Here is a 12,779-nt window from a genome sequence, read left to right as displayed (position 1 = left end):
GAGAGTCCGCTGCGCCGACCCGGCGTCGGCAGAGGTCGCACTCTAGAGGGGAGGGCTTGGCCCTGTCCACCGGCGCCCGGCGTCCGTCTCAGACCGGCAGCTGCTGCAGCCAGAGCCGGTACAGCGCGGCGATCAGGTCGGTCTGGGCGACCAGGCGTGCGCCGTCGTCCAGCACAGGCAGGCAGTGCAGGGCCTGCTCGGAGAGCGGCCGGCGGTCGGGACCGTGGCCAGTCCGCGCGATCCCAGCAGGATGCCGATCGACGCGCACAGCAGGTTGCCGGCGAGTATCGCCCTGCGGCGGGCGAAGGGGCTGGAGGCGGCGGCGAGCAGCAGCACGGGAAGCAGGGTTTTCAGCCTGGGGGTGGAGGTCTTGTCGGGCATGCGGCAATGCGTGGCGGAGCAGGACAAGGTCGCCACATGGTTGAAGGCTGGCTGAGTCGAGGCAAATTCATAATTTTGCCGGTTTGCAGCAATTTTTTGCAGTCAAAGGCGGCTTTCGGCAGCCAGAAGCCGGCTTGGGTGCGAAGGCATTCAAGACATGGCAGATAGGCAATTGCCTTGATGCGGCACAACGCGCAGCATTGGCATGGCGCTTTGCCATTTGCTCGTCGCAAGTGCCCAGGCGTCCGGCCTGGCCTCTGTCCGTCAGGGGCGCCGCCCGTTGAAGCTGTTCCGTTGTCATTGCACTCCTTCTGCGTTCCTCGCTCCCAAAGAGTAGAAAGATGAATAAAGTTCTTGCGATTGCCCTTACCGGCCTGATTGCCGCTCCGGCCTTTGCCGAGTCGGTCCCGCCCGCCCCCCGTACCGCTCCGGCGGTAGGCGCTTCCCGCGTAGCGCCGACACCCGAAACCGTTCCGCCGACCGTCCATAGCCAGCGGCCACACCCGAACGCCCAGGCGCCGCATCCGCAGGGACAGCCGCCGCGTCCGAACGCCCAGGTGCCGCGTCCGCAGGGGCAGCCGCCGCGTCCGAACGCCCAGGCGCCACAGCCGCAGGGGCAGCCGCCGCGTCCGAACGCCCAGGCGCCACAGCCGCAGGGCCAGCCGCCGCGTCCGAACGTCCAGGCCCCGCAAGTCCCCGCCGTGCCGCCGCGTTCCGACCTGCAGCGGTAAGACTCCGCCGCCGCACCTGCGCCGCGCTCCGCGGCTCAGATGCGGCAGGCGAATCACTCCTCCAGCGCCTGCGCCGGGCCGAAGAACTCGTAGTGGCACTGCTCCTGCGGCACGCCGAGCTCGCGCAGCTGCCGCTTGACCTGCGCCATGAACGGCTGCGGGCCGAGGAAATAGGCCTCCAGGTCGCGCTCTGCCGGCAGCCAGGCGGCCAGGCGTTCGGTGTCGAGCCGGCCGCTGGCGTCGGCGCGGTCCTCGGCGCGCGGTTCGCTGTAGCAGAAGAACGGCTTGAGTTGCGGATGCCGCGCGGCCAGCACCTCGACCTGCTGGCGGAAGGCCTGCACGCCGCCGTGGCGCGCGCAGTGGATGAAGCGAACCGGCCGGCCGCCGGGCAGCGCCGCTTCCAGCATGGCCAGCAGCGGGGTGACGCCGACACCGGCGCCGATCAGCACCAGCGGCTTGTCCGAGGTGTCGAGGACGAACTCGCCGGCCGGCGGGAACAGCTCCAGGCGGTCGCCTTCGCGGACCTGCTCGTGCAGGTGGCGGGACACCCGGCCCTCGGCGTGGCGCTTGACGCTGATACGGTATGCTTCGCCGTTCGGCGCCGCCGACAGCGAATAGTTGCGGCGCACCTCCTCGCCGTCGAGCAGCAGGCGCAGGCCGATGTACTGGCCGGGCTGGAAGGCCGGCAGCACGCCGCCGTCCTCCGGACGCAGGTGGAAGGAGACGATTTCCTCGCTCTCCACCACCCGGCGCGCCACGCGGAACGTCCGCGCCCCGCGCCAGCCGCCCGGCGCCGCGGCATTGGCGGCATAGGCCGCTTCCTCGGCGCCGATCAGCAGCCCGGCGAGCATCCCGTAGGCCGCGCCCCAGGCGTCGAGCACCGCGTCGGTGGCGATCTCCGCGCCGAGCACCTCGCGGATCGCGCGCAGCAGGCAGGTGCCGACGATCGGGTAGTGCTCCGGCAGCACCTGCAGCGACACGTGCTTGTTGACGATCTGTCCGACCAGCGGGCCGAGGGCCTCCAGGCGGTCGATGTGCCGGGCGTACATCAGCACGGCGTTGGCCAGCGCGCGCGGCTGTTCGCCGCTGGCCTGGTGGGCCTGGTTGAACAGCGGGCGCACCTCGGGGTACTCGGCGAGCATGATCCGGTAGAAATGCCGGGTCAGGGCTTCGCCGCCGGTTTCCAGCAGCGGTACGGTGGCCTTGATGATGGCGCGTTGTTGTTCGGTCAGCATGGACGACTCCTGTAACTGGGCTTGCAAGGGACGGCCGCTCGAGGCGCCGCCAGGGATGCGGGAATTGCCATCAGTTTTCGTGCCAGGGCCACAGGCCGCGGAAATCGCCGGCCTGTTGCCTGTTGCTGTTGTTTTGACTACGGTAGTTGGTCGTCAACCAGACATGATGTTATCCAGATGACTACACCTCCGCTGCTCGATGCCTTCCTTCCGCTGGTCGCCGATCTGACCCGCGAGCTGCCGGAGGCCGAACGTTACCGGCGCCTGCTCGGCGCCCTGCGCCGCCTGCTGCCGGCCGACGCCGCGGCATTGCTGCGTCTGGACGGCGATACCCTGGTGCCGCTGGCGGTGGACGGGCTGAGCCCGGATACCCTGGGGCGGCGCTTCCGTCTCGACGAGCAGCCGCGCCTGCGGGCGCTGCTGGAGCAGCGCGGCGCCACCCGCTTCGCCAGCGACTGCAGCCTGCCCGATCCCTACGACGGTCTGGTGGAAGGGCTGTCCAGCCAGCTGGAGGTCCACGACTGCCTCGGTTGTCCGCTGTACCTGGACGCGCGCCCCTGGGGCCTGCTGACCCTGGATGCCCTGGACCCGGCGCGCTTCGACGGCATCGACCTGGCCAGCCTGGAGGCCTTCGCCAGCCTGGCCGCCGCCACCGTGCAGGTCGGCGAGCGGATCAGCGCGCTGACCCGCCGCGCCGAGCGCGACGAGCGGCTGATGGAGGCCTACCGCGAGGCCGCCGACCGCCAGGGCAGCCACGAGCTGATCGGCCAGAGCCGCGCCCACCGGCGCCTGGTGGAGGAGATCGCGGTGGTCGCCGGCAGCGACCTGAGCGTGCTGGTCAGCGGCGAGACCGGGGTCGGCAAGGAGCTGGTGGCGCAGGCCATCCACGCCGCCTCGGCGCGCGCCCACAAGCCGCTGATCAGCCTGAACTGCGCGGCGCTGCCCGACACCCTGGTGGAGAGCGAGCTGTTCGGCCACGTGCGCGGCGCCTTCTCCGGGGCGCTGGCCGAGCGCAGCGGCAAGTTCGAGCTGGCCGACGGCGGCACCCTGTTCCTCGACGAGGTCGGCGAACTGCCGCTGGCGGTGCAGGCCAAGCTGCTGCGGGTGCTACAGAGCGGCCAGCTGCAGCGGGTCGGCTCCGATCGCGAACACCGGGTGGACGTGCGGGTGATCGCCGCGACCAACCGCGACCTGGCCGGCGAGGTGCGCGCCGGACGTTTCCGCGCCGACCTTTACCACCGCCTCAGCGTCTATCCGCTGCCGGTGCCGCCGCTGCGCGAGCGCGGCCGCGACGTGCTGCTGCTGGCCGGCTTCTTCCTCGAGGAGAACCGCGCCCGCCTCGGCCTGCGCGGCCTGCGCCTGAGCGCCGAGGCCCAGGCCGCGCTGCTCGCCTACGACTGGCCGGGCAACGTGCGCGAGCTGGAGCACCTGATCGGCCGTGCCGCGCTCAGGGCCATGGCCGGCGGCGAGCATCGGCGGATTCTCAGTATCGGCGCGGAGCTGCTGGACCTGCCGGGCGCGACGGGTGACGAAGCACCGCTGACGACCAGCGCACAGGTCCCGGCGACCGGCGACCTGCGCCAGGCGCTGGAGCAGTTCCAGCGCGAGCGGATCCTCGCCGCTCTCGAGGCCCACGACCACAATTGGGCCGCCGCGGCCCGCGCGCTCGGCGTGGACCGCGCCAACCTGCACCGCCTGGCCAGGCGTCTGGGGCTGCGCTGAGGTTGTAGGAGGGTGGTAGGGCGGGTGCAACCCGCCCGCTCCACAAGAGGCGGGTTTCACCCGCCCTACGGTTCGAGACGCCGGAAAGCCCGGCGGATCGGTGAGGACGCCGGGCGCCGAGGAACGGATCAGGCCTGGGTGGTGGCCTTTTCCAGCAGCGCCTGCAGGCTGCCGTCGGCTTCCATCTCGAGGATGATGTCGCAGCCGCCGATCAGTTCGCCGTTGACGAACAACTGGGGGAAGGTGGGCCACTGGAACAGCTTCGGCAGCTTCTCGCGGATGTGCGGGGCGGCCAGCACGTTGACGAAGGCGAAGGGCTTGCCGATCTTGCTCAGGGCGCCGACGGCGGCGCGGGAAAAGCCGCATTCCGGCGCCGCGGGGGTGCCTTTCATGTAGAGGATCACCGGGTTCTCGGCGATCTGCTTGCGAATGCGTGCTTCGGTGTCCAGTGTTTGCATGGTTCTCTCCTATCCGAGCAGGGCAGCGGCGTGCCGCGCGCGGATGCCGCGGGCCTTGGCTGCGTGTTGCGGCCTGGACTTCCAGGCGGCGTAGCCACCCTCCAGGCTGTAGCAGTTGATGAAGCCGAATTCGGCGAACAGGCGTGCCATGTCCGGGCTGGAAGCCCCATCGGCACAGCAGAAGATCAGATGCACCTGCTTCGGGGTGACCTTCAGCAGGGTGCGCAGATTCAGGTCGCTGAGGTGGATGGCGCGCGGATCGTGCCCCTGGCAGTAGGCGCGGGCGTCGCGGGTGTCCAGCAGCATGACGCTGTCCTGGTCGGTCAGCAGGGCTTCGGCCTGTTCGATGGCGATGCGGGCGAATGGGGTCATACCTCTGCTCCAAAACAGTCGTGATGAGAAGGGCACTGCTCGCAGCTGGGGGCTCGGCAGACGTAGCCGCCGCCCTGTTCGCACAGCTGCTTGTAGAGAAATTTCTTCCAGCGCATGTTCTGCACGTTGCGCTCGGCGAGGCTGGGGAAGTTGTGCAGCAGCAGGGCCTTCAGGCTCTCGCGGCTCTCCAGTCCCAGATCGCGCCACAGGTGGTCGCCGCCCAGGCAGGCGGCAGCGAGGATGCTGGCCAGCCAGGCTTCCTCCGGCTCGCTGCCGCGCCGGCTGCCCAGCAGCAGGTCGCGCAGCTCCGCCCATTCGTCGCGGCGCATTTCCAGCAGGTCTTCGCGCAGCTCGCTGCATTCGTGGGCCAGCGAGCCGAGGCCGGCGCTGGTCTGGGTGGCCAGCTCGGGAAAATGGCTCTGGATCAGCGCGGCATAGCTCTGCTCGTCGAGGCCCAGATGGAACGGCAGGCAGCTCAGTCCGTCACGCTGGGACTGGATGATCCGCTCCAGCCAGCAGTGGTTGGCACCTTCATGGTGCGCGGTTTGCGGGGCGGCCTCCTGACAGGCCACTGCCTTGGTCATTACTGACTCCCTGCAGCCAGGCAACCGATCGAACCCTGCGGGCCGGCGGAGCGGCTTTCCCGCTCGCTGCCAGACTCGGGCAGATCGCTGTTGGCAGGCAGGTGGGTGCACAGCTTGACCAGGTCGAAACCGGCCATGTACTGCGAGCCGTAGCTGATCAGCGGGCGGCGGATCAGGATCGGATGAGCCAGCATCAGGTCCAGTGCCTGGCTGGCACTCAGCTGCGTGGGGTCCAGCTCGCCGTACTTGATCGCCGGCGCCGAGCGGTTGAACCACTCGACCACCGGGCGGTCGCCGAAGAACGGCCGCAGGCGTTCGGGCGTCCAGGGCTCGCTGAGCACGTTGCGGACCTCCAGCTGCAGGCCGGCCGAGCGCAGCAGCTGCTTCTGCAGGCGGTTGGTGGCGCAACCTGGTTTCTCGTAGAAAACGATGCTGGTGCTGGTCATCTCGGCTCTCCTCAGCGGGCCTGGATTTCGCGCATGGCTTCGGCCAGACGCTCCGGAGGAATGCCGGTCAGCGAGCCCGGCGGATTGGCCGGGGTGCCGTCGGCGAGCAGGATCGCCCCCTCGACCGGGCAGATGCTCGCGCACTGCTTCTCTTCGTAGTCGCCGTCGCACTCGGTGCACTTGCTCGCACTGATCTTGAAGTGCGTGCTACCGAGGGAGATCGCTTCGCTCGGACAGACATCGACACATGCCCAACAATTGACACAGGATTCCACAATTTTCAGCGCCATCACGCACCTCCACGCAATCCTCGAACTGTCCCGTACCCGGCTTCAGGCCTTGGCCTGCAGCAGGGCTCCGTCATTCTCCAGGCGACCCGACTCGATCATTTCCCGATAGACCGCCATGACCGCCTCTTCGATCGGCTCCATGGCATGTTCGCCATTGGGCTGGATGCCGGCGGCCTCCAGATCGCTCCAGGGCTCGAAGCCGATCTTCGAGCAGAGCACCGCCTCGCACCCCTTCAGGGCGCGCAGGCTGCCGGCGAGCGCACTTTCCTTCTCGCCGCAGGTGTCGTTGCCGACGCAGTACTGGTCGACCCGGCGGTGGCCGATGAAGCGCACCCCGGACGTCGAGGCCTCGTACACCAGGAACTCGCTGGCATGGCCGAAGTGCTGGTTGATCAGTCCGCCGCCGCTGGTGGCCACGGCCATCAGCACCGGACGGTAGCGGCCGCTCGTGCTGTTCTGGACAGATGCAACAGACAGGCCAGCCAGCCGGGCCTTCTTCGCGGACTTCTCGTCCAGCTCTTCCTTGATCGCTGCGTGGATGGCGGCGCGCTTGACCATCGCCGCCTCGTAGTCGATCTCCATCGACTCGATCTTGTCCAGGGTGAACTCGTCGCCGCGATCCTCACCAAGCATGCCGACCGCGTCGGCGCGGCACTGACGGCAGTGGCGCATCATGTTCATGTCGCCGGCACAGGCGTCCTGCAGGTCCTGCAGCTCTTCCGGCTCGGGGCTGCGCTGGCCCATCACGCCGTAGAAGGTACCGTGCTCGGGCTCGGCGATCAGCGGCATGACGTTGTGCAGGAAGGCGCCCTTGGCCTTGACGATCTTGCTCACTTCCTTCAGGTGCTCGTCGTTGACCCCGGGGATCATCACCGAGTTGACCTTCACCAGGATGCCGCGCGCGACCAGCATCTCCAGACCCTTCTGCTGCTGCTCGATGAGGATCTTGGCTGCCTTGACGCCGCGGATGCGCTTGTTGTTCCAGTAGATCCACGGATAGATCTTGGCGCCGATCTCCGGGTCCACGCAGTTGATGGTGATGGTCACGTGGTCGATGTTGTGCTTGGCCAGCTCCTCGACGCACTCCGGCAGGGCCAGGCCGTTGGTGGAGACGCACAGCTTGATGTCCGGCGCCTGCTCGCTGAGCATGCGGAAGGTCTCGAGGGTGCGCTGCGGGTTGGCCAGGGGGTCGCCGGGACCGGCGATGCCGAGCACGGTCATCTGCGGGATGGTGGCGGCCACGGCCTTGACCTTCTTGACCGCCTGCTCGGGGGTCAGCACTTCGGACACCACGCCCGGACGCGACTCGTTGGCGCAGTCGTACTTGCGGTTGCAGTAGTGGCACTGGATGTTGCAGGCAGGCGCCACCGCCACGTGCATGCGCGCGAAATAGTGGTGCGCCTCTTCCGAGTAGCAGGGGTGGTTGTGCACCTTCTCGCGAATGTGTTCCGGCAGGTGGGAGAGCTGATCGTTCGTGCTGCCGCAGCTACTTGAGGAGCAGCCGCCAGCGCTTTGCTGCCCCCCATTGTTTTGCCCAAGTACGCTCAGTTCCATGGTCTGGTCTCCGGCTGAGAGAGTCTTTACCCCAAGAGCCGAGCAATACCCGTGCCGTTTCTTTAAGTTGATGTTTTTAAAGGATTTATCGTAAATTGTGGGGCCCGGTTTGTCGCGCAACGGACAAATCCGCACGGTCCTGCACGTGCTTCTGTACGACAAGCGACAAGCGATGCGAAGAGGGGGAAGGCAGGCACTGTCCGGCCTGGGCAGGGGCCTGTGGCGAACGGATTCGGGGAGCGGGGAGGGGAGAAGCCGGCCATCCATTGCCGGAGGTTCTCGTCAGATCTTGCGCATGTGGATGTTGAGGGTCTGGATGCGGTAGGCGATCTGCCGCGGCGTCATGCCCAGCAGCCGCGCGGCCTTGGCCTGCACCCAGCCGGCCTGTTCGAGGGCGGCGATCACCCGTTCGCGGTCGTCGAGGTTCTCGTCGGCCAGGTTGACCTCGGGCAGCGGCGCGGCGAGCGGCGGGCTCTCGTTGTCGACTCCGGTCAGCGAGACCACGTCGCGGGTGATGGTGCCGTCCTCGCTCATGATCGCCGAGCGCTCCAGGCAGTTCTCCAGCTCGCGCACGTTGCCCGGCCAGCGGTGGCTCATCAGCAGGCGGATGGCGCTGTCGGTGACGGTCAGCGGGCGGCCCTGCTGGCGGCCGATCTTGGTGAGGAGGAATTCCGCCAGCTCAGGAATGTCGGCGGTGCGCTCGCGCAGCGGCGGGATGCGGATGGCCATGACGTTCAGCCGGTAGTAGAGGTCCTCGCGGAACTTGCCCTTCTCCACCTCGCTTTCCAGGTCGCGGTTGGTGGCGGCGACGATGCGCACGTTGACCCGCACCGTCTGGTTGCCGCCGACCCGCTCGAACTCGCCCTCCTGCAGCACGCGCAGCAGCTTGGCCTGGAACATCGGCGAGATCTCGCCGATCTCGTCGAGGAACAGGGTGCCGCCGTCGGCCTGTTCGAAGCGTCCCTTGCGCTGCTTCACCGCGCCGGTGAAGGCGCCCTTCTCGTGGCCGAAGAGTTCGGACTCGAGCAGGGTTTCCGGCAGCGCGGCGCAGTTCAGGCGCACGAACGGGCGGTGCGCGCGCGGCGAGTTGTAGTGGATGGCGCTGGCGATCAGCTCCTTGCCGGTGCCGGACTCGCCGAGGACCAGCACGGTGCTGTTCCACTTGGCGACCCGGCGGATCTGGTCGAACACCCGGCGCATGGTGGGGGTGTGGCCCACCACCATGTTCTCGAAGCCGTACTTGCCGCGCACCTCGCGGCGCAGCTCGTCGCGCTCGTCGGCGGCCTCGCGGCCGTCCTCGATCTTCACCACCAGGCGCACGGTCTGCGCCAGCAGGTTGGCGACGATCTCCAGAAAGCGCGTGCGCGCGGGCATCTGCTCGTCGGCACGGCAGTCCGGCTGGGCCGCCAGCACGCCGATGGTGTTGCCCTCGGGGTTCTTGATCGGCACGGCGATGAACGGCATTTCCAGATCGTACAGCGCCAGCCGGTCGAGAAAGCGCGGGTCGGCGGAGATGCGCCCGAGGACCACGCTGTTGCCGTGCTTGAGCACGTTGCCGATCACGCCTTCGCCGCTTCGGTAGCGCACGCCCTCGCAGGCCTGGGCCACCGCTTCCGAGTCGGTGTGGATGGCGCCGATCTGCAGGGCGCTGTGCTCCGGATCGGAAATGGTCACCAGGCCGTGCAGCAGGCCGAGGTCGTTGTGCAGCACGGCGAGGACCTGATCGAGCAGCTCGTCGATCTGCTGCTCCCGGCTGAGGGTACGGGCGATGCTCGCCAGGGCCTGCAATTGGAGGTCATAGAGTTCGACCTGGGTCTGTTTGGCCGAGCGCTGAGGGATGGGTGCATTCATGGGCATTCCCTGTCGCTGTTCAAGTGGAGGCCGAGAAGGGCAGCTCGACGACGATCCGGCAGCCCTCGCGATAGGCGGTGTCTACGTGCACCATGCCGGCGTGCTTGGCGACGATGTCCTGGACCACCGGCAGGCCCATGCCGCGCCCGACGCGATGCGGCGGCTTGGTGCTGAAGAACGGCTCGAACACCTTGAGCACCAGCTCGGGTGGAATGCCCGGGCCGCTGTCGGTGATCTCCATGCGCACCAGATGATTCTCCACGCGGGTGCTGATGAACAGCTCGCGGCGGCTGACCTGGTTCTGGCTCATGGACTCGATGGCGTTCTCGACCAGGTGCTTGATCATGCTGCGCAGGCTGCTTTCTCCGCCCATCACCCAGGGCAGGCGCAGCGCCGGCTGCCAGTCGATGACGATGCCCTGCGCCAGCAGCTGGTCGGTGCACAGGGTGATCACCTCGCGGATCAGCTGGTTGAGGTTGACCGGCATCTTGGCCTCGGCCATGCGCACCGGAATGGAGCCACTGAGGTTGTCCAGTGCCTCCATGCCGGCCTCGCTGGCCTCGCGCATGGCGCTCAGCACCGGATCGTTGCCGGCCTGGTCGCCGAGGCGCCGCTCGAGCATGCGCATCGCCGCGCTGATCAGGTTGACCGGGCCCTGCAGGCGGTGGATGGCGGCGTTGAAGGTCTCGCGCATGCCCTCCAGCAGTTCCTCCTCGGCCATCAGCGCCTTCAGCGCGTTGAGCCGCGAGTCCTGCTGCTTCTGGCGCAGCTCGGAGATGTCGTTGATGGTCAGCAGCAGGTAGCGCTCCTCGGTGGGGGTGAAGAACACGTGGGCCTGCTCGTCCTCGATGTGGATGGCCCGGCCGTGGCAGGACAGCCAGCGCGGCGAGCGGCCGCCCAGGTCGAAGGAGATCTCCTTGCCGGAGAAGGCGGTGCCCTGGTTCTCCAGCTTCTCGAAGGGCGTGGCGAGGTTTTCCCGCAGCAGCGCGACCAGGCTCTCGCTGGCGCCATCCTCGACCAGGTCGCGGGCCAGGCGGCAGAAGCTCGGGTTGGACAGCACCACCCGGTGCTGGCGGTCGAGCACCACCATCGCCGCCGGGGCGGCGTTGACCACCGCCTCGATCATCAGGCGCTGGTTGTTGACGCGCTGTTCCAGCTCGTGCAGCTCGCTGGTGTCGCGGTGCATGCCCAGGTAGTAGATGGTTTCGCCGGCCTCGTTGAGCACCGGTGCCACGGTCAGTTCGGCCAGGTACAGGCTCTGGTCCTTGCGCCGGTTGACCAGCACGCCGGACCACGGCTTCTTCTGCGCCATCCGGCCCCACAGGGCCTGGTAGACCAGGCGCGGCGTGGTGCCGTTGGAGAGGATCGATTCGTTCTTGCCGAGCACTTCCTCGCTGTCGTAGCCGGTGATGGTGCGGAAGGCGCGGTTGGCGTAAAGGATGTTGGCCTTGAGATCGGTGATGGAGATGGCGATGGGCGCATGCTCCACCGTCTGGCGGAATATCTCGGGGAGCAGCTCGTCGCTCTCGGCATGAGGCGCTTGCGGCTCGTTGCTCAGGGTCGGGTTGGCCGGGGTCATGCTGTGCCTCGTCTATCCGGGGAAACCGGCGGGCGCGAGATGCGCGTCCGCCGGAGTGGCGCGTTGGGCCTGAAAAAAATTAGCAAATCCTGTGCCGCACCTTGAGTGTCCGGGCGCGCCGAATAGCTCGGAAAAGCCGCGGAACAATGAATTTCCGGGTGGCTGCTCCCTAGCTGTGCGAAAGCGCACAAGCTGGGCGGCAGGCTCAATAACGAGCTGTCACAAACCTTACAAAACCGGGTGCGCCGGGTGGATAGGCGGTCGGCGTAGCGAAGCTCTTTATTGATTTAGGTCAAGTTTTTGAGGGGTTGCAAGGTGTGCCTGTGTAAATTTTGAGCGCTGGCATGCTTGATGCAAAAAGTCTTCGGCAAAAGCGTGCGCCCGACAAAGGTGCATCCAAGGTTCAGCCGAGTAGGTGAGGTCGCTTATGGATTACGTTTTGTTTCTCTTAGGCACCGTGTTGGTTCACAACGTGGTGCTGGTGGGCTTTCTGGGCCTGTGTCCGTTCATGGGCGTGTCGAGCAAGCTCGATCCGTCGATCGGCCTGGCCGTGGCCACCACCCTGGTCATGGGCCTCGGTGGTGCCAGCAGCTGGCTGATTGAGCACTACGTGCTGCTGCCGCTGGGCATCGGCTTCATCCGCATCCTCGCCTACATCGTGGTCATCGCCGGCATGGTGCAGCTGATCGAGATGATCATCCGCAAGGTCAGCCCGCCGCTGTACCGCTCGCTGGGCATCTATCTGCCGTTGATCACCACCAACTGCGCCGTGCTCGGCGTACCGCTGCTCAGCGTGCGCGAGGGCCACGACCTGACCATGGCCGTGCTGTTCGGCCTGGGCTCGGGCCTGGGCTTCTCGCTGATCATGGTCATCTTCGCCGGCCTGCGCGAGCGCCTGGCCCTGGCCAACGTGCCGGCCGCCTTTTCCGGCCCGCCGATCGCCTTCGTCACCGCCGGCCTGCTGGCGCTGGCCTTCATGGGCTTCGGCGGCCTGATCTGATTCTGATACTGGACGGCCGGTGCGACCGGCGACGAGAGGAGGGCAATTTATGATAGAGGCAACTCTGGCTCTGACTGTGATGGGCTTGCTCCTGGGCTTCGGCCTTGGCCTGGCGGCCCGCAAGTTCGCGGTCAGCGACGAAAACCCCCTGATCAAGGAAGTCAGCGACCTGATGCCGGGCAGCCAGTGCGGGCAGTGCGGCTTCCCCGGCTGCGGTGCTGCCGCCGTGGCGATCGTCGAGGGCAATGCTGCGGTCACCTGTTGCCCGCCCGGCGGCGTGGGCCTGGCCGAGAAGCTGGCCGAGATGCTCGGCGTGAGTCTGGATGCCAGCCAGATGGCTGCCCCCATGATGGCGCGGGTGGAGGCCTCGCAGTGCATCGGCTGCACCCGCTGCTACCGTGCCTGCCCCACCGACGCCATCGTCGGCGCCAGCGGGCAGGTCCACGTGGTGCTGGAGGATGCCTGCACCGGTTGTGGCAAGTGCCGCGACGCCTGTCCGGAAGACTGCGTCATCCTGACCCCGCAGGAGCAGACCCTGGACACCTGGCGCTGGAACAAGCCTGCCGCCGCCTGAGT

General features: G+C 67.5%; 13 protein-coding genes and 1 pseudogene. 4 read left to right on the top strand and 10 right to left on the bottom strand.

Going from position 1 to position 12,779, the window contains the following annotated elements; translation table 11 throughout:
- Positions 1–88: 88 nt before the first annotated feature.
- Positions 89–205 (bottom strand): annotated as a pseudogene (locus ACG10_RS20625) (HPP family protein); the annotation flags it as partial.
- 517 nt (positions 206–722) lie between these two features.
- Here ACG10_RS20625 and ACG10_RS20620 point away from each other — a divergent pair.
- Positions 723–1,112 carry a hypothetical protein gene (locus ACG10_RS20620; RefSeq protein WP_089169644.1) on the top strand — a complete coding sequence of 130 codons (390 nt, stop codon included), beginning with the start codon at positions 723–725 and terminating at the stop codon, positions 1,110–1,112.
- Positions 1,113–1,165: 53 nt separating this feature from the next.
- Here the strand turns inward: ACG10_RS20620 and hmpA are convergent, their stop codons facing one another.
- On the bottom strand, positions 1,166–2,347 hold the full coding sequence (gene hmpA, locus ACG10_RS20615; protein WP_089169643.1) for an NO-inducible flavohemoprotein: 1,182 nt from the start codon (positions 2,345–2,347) through the stop codon (positions 1,166–1,168).
- 177 nt (positions 2,348–2,524) lie between these two features.
- On the opposite strand from hmpA, the gene norR reads away from it, so the two are divergent.
- Positions 2,525–4,069 carry a nitric oxide reductase transcriptional regulator NorR gene (gene norR / locus ACG10_RS20610; RefSeq protein ID WP_089169642.1) on the top strand — a complete coding sequence of 515 codons (1,545 nt, stop codon included), beginning with the start codon at positions 2,525–2,527 and terminating at the stop codon, positions 4,067–4,069.
- A gap of 128 nt (positions 4,070–4,197) precedes the next feature.
- Here norR and grxD read toward each other — a convergent pair whose 3' ends face one another.
- The 8 genes from grxD to nifL form a co-directional block, all read right to left on the bottom strand.
- Positions 4,198–4,527: a Grx4 family monothiol glutaredoxin gene (grxD, locus tag ACG10_RS20605; protein ID WP_089169641.1), complete on the bottom strand. Its 330-nt coding sequence runs from the start codon at positions 4,525–4,527 to the stop codon at positions 4,198–4,200.
- Between the two features lie 9 nt (positions 4,528–4,536).
- Entirely contained in the window at positions 4,537–4,899 is a 363-nt protein-coding gene (locus tag ACG10_RS20600) for a thiosulfate sulfurtransferase GlpE (protein ID WP_089169640.1), read from the bottom strand.
- Positions 4,896–5,483, bottom strand: coding sequence for a nitrogen fixation protein NifQ (locus tag ACG10_RS20595; protein ID WP_089169639.1), 588 nt, complete (start codon positions 5,481–5,483; stop codon positions 4,896–4,898). The genes ACG10_RS20600 and ACG10_RS20595 overlap by 4 nt, the downstream gene beginning before the upstream one ends.
- The gene (locus ACG10_RS20590) at positions 5,483–5,929 is read right to left on the bottom strand and encodes an ArsC/Spx/MgsR family protein (RefSeq protein ID WP_089169638.1); all 447 of its coding nucleotides are present in this window, start codon (positions 5,927–5,929) and stop codon (positions 5,483–5,485) included. The genes ACG10_RS20595 and ACG10_RS20590 overlap by 1 nt, the downstream gene beginning before the upstream one ends.
- A gap of 11 nt (positions 5,930–5,940) precedes the next feature.
- The gene (locus tag ACG10_RS20585; RefSeq protein WP_039806982.1) at positions 5,941–6,219 is read right to left on the bottom strand and encodes a 4Fe-4S binding protein; all 279 of its coding nucleotides are present in this window, start codon (positions 6,217–6,219) and stop codon (positions 5,941–5,943) included.
- 42 nt (positions 6,220–6,261) lie between these two features.
- On the bottom strand, positions 6,262–7,773 hold the full coding sequence (nifB, locus tag ACG10_RS20580; RefSeq protein ID WP_089169637.1) for a nitrogenase cofactor biosynthesis protein NifB: 1,512 nt from the start codon (positions 7,771–7,773) through the stop codon (positions 6,262–6,264).
- Between the two features lie 282 nt (positions 7,774–8,055).
- Positions 8,056–9,624 (bottom strand): nif-specific transcriptional activator NifA, encoded by a 1,569-nt coding sequence (gene nifA, locus ACG10_RS20575; protein ID WP_089169636.1) that lies wholly within the window; start codon positions 9,622–9,624, stop codon positions 8,056–8,058.
- 19 nt (positions 9,625–9,643) lie between these two features.
- Complete coding sequence (gene nifL / locus ACG10_RS20570; RefSeq protein WP_089169635.1) at positions 9,644–11,203, bottom strand: nitrogen fixation negative regulator NifL; 1,560 nt, start codon at positions 11,201–11,203, stop codon at positions 9,644–9,646.
- A gap of 427 nt (positions 11,204–11,630) precedes the next feature.
- Between nifL and rsxA the strand changes: the two genes are divergently transcribed.
- Together rsxA and ACG10_RS20560 are read left to right on the top strand one after the other, a co-directional pair.
- A complete protein-coding gene (gene rsxA / locus ACG10_RS20565) occupies positions 11,631–12,203 on the top strand; it encodes an electron transport complex subunit RsxA (RefSeq protein WP_089169634.1) in 573 nt (190 codons plus the stop codon).
- 49 nt (positions 12,204–12,252) lie between these two features.
- On the top strand, positions 12,253–12,777 hold the full coding sequence (locus ACG10_RS20560) for an RnfABCDGE type electron transport complex subunit B (RefSeq protein ID WP_089169633.1): 525 nt from the start codon (positions 12,253–12,255) through the stop codon (positions 12,775–12,777).
- The last annotated feature ends 2 nt before the right edge of the window (positions 12,778–12,779 follow it).

The organism is Azotobacter chroococcum, assembly GCF_002220155.1.
In the GTDB taxonomy this organism is placed as follows: Bacteria; Pseudomonadota; Gammaproteobacteria; order Pseudomonadales; family Pseudomonadaceae; genus Azotobacter; species Azotobacter chroococcum.
The sequence above is the reverse complement of the archived record's forward strand: the minus strand, read 5'-3'. Positions and strand labels throughout refer to the sequence as shown.

Coding starts and splice junctions, on each gene's coding strand:
- grxD (WP_089169641.1), bottom strand. CDS start 4,527: ATGCAAACACTGGACACCGAAGCACGCATTCGCAAGCAGATCGCCGAG.
- nifL (WP_089169635.1), bottom strand. CDS start 11,203: ATGACCCCGGCCAACCCGACCCTGAGCAACGAGCCGCAAGCGCCTCAT.
- ACG10_RS20585 (WP_039806982.1), bottom strand. CDS start 6,219: ATGGCGCTGAAAATTGTGGAATCCTGTGTCAATTGTTGGGCATGTGTC.
- norR (WP_089169642.1), top strand. CDS start 2,525: ATGACTACACCTCCGCTGCTCGATGCCTTCCTTCCGCTGGTCGCCGAT.
- nifA (WP_089169636.1), bottom strand. CDS start 9,624: ATGAATGCACCCATCCCTCAGCGCTCGGCCAAACAGACCCAGGTCGAA.
- ACG10_RS20620 (WP_089169644.1), top strand. CDS start 723: ATGAATAAAGTTCTTGCGATTGCCCTTACCGGCCTGATTGCCGCTCCG.
- nifB (WP_089169637.1), bottom strand. CDS start 7,773: ATGGAACTGAGCGTACTTGGGCAAAACAATGGGGGGCAGCAAAGCGCT.
- ACG10_RS20595 (WP_089169639.1), bottom strand. CDS start 5,483: ATGACCAAGGCAGTGGCCTGTCAGGAGGCCGCCCCGCAAACCGCGCAC.
- ACG10_RS20600 (WP_089169640.1), bottom strand. CDS start 4,899: ATGACCCCATTCGCCCGCATCGCCATCGAACAGGCCGAAGCCCTGCTG.
- ACG10_RS20560 (WP_089169633.1), top strand. CDS start 12,253: ATGATAGAGGCAACTCTGGCTCTGACTGTGATGGGCTTGCTCCTGGGC.
- ACG10_RS20590 (WP_089169638.1), bottom strand. CDS start 5,929: ATGACCAGCACCAGCATCGTTTTCTACGAGAAACCAGGTTGCGCCACC.
- hmpA (WP_089169643.1), bottom strand. CDS start 2,347: ATGCTGACCGAACAACAACGCGCCATCATCAAGGCCACCGTACCGCTG.
- rsxA (WP_089169634.1), top strand. CDS start 11,631: ATGGATTACGTTTTGTTTCTCTTAGGCACCGTGTTGGTTCACAACGTG.